1 protein-coding gene is annotated in these 261 nt (G+C 42.5%); it reads left to right on the top strand.

The window, feature by feature from the left end; translation table 11 throughout:
* Positions 1–261: aminotransferase class I/II-fold pyridoxal phosphate-dependent enzyme (locus tag SB725_RS32055; protein WP_410923505.1), on the top strand; the 261-nt coding region annotated here is incomplete at both ends.

Genomic DNA, 261 nt, shown 5'->3' with positions numbered 1-261 from the left:
CCCAGATTTTAAAAGATGGCTTGGTCGCTACTATCGCTACAATCGGTGGTTCTGGTGCGCTAAAAGTCGGTGCTGAATTTATTCATGACTGGTTCCCACAAGCTAAGTGCTATGTGAGCGATCCGACATGGGGCAACCATATTGCTATCTTTGAAGGCTCTGATGTAGAAGTCGGTAAATACCCGTACTACGACAAAGCCAACAGCAGCATCAAATTTGATGAAATGATTGCGTTTTTTGAGACATTAAATAAAAATGACG

This window comes from Pseudomonas sp. SIMBA_041 (assembly GCF_046535095.1).
GTDB lineage: Bacteria > Pseudomonadota > Gammaproteobacteria > Pseudomonadales > Pseudomonadaceae > Aquipseudomonas > Aquipseudomonas mucoides.
Note: the sequence above shows the minus strand (reverse complement) of the source record. Positions and strands in the feature narration are given on the sequence as shown.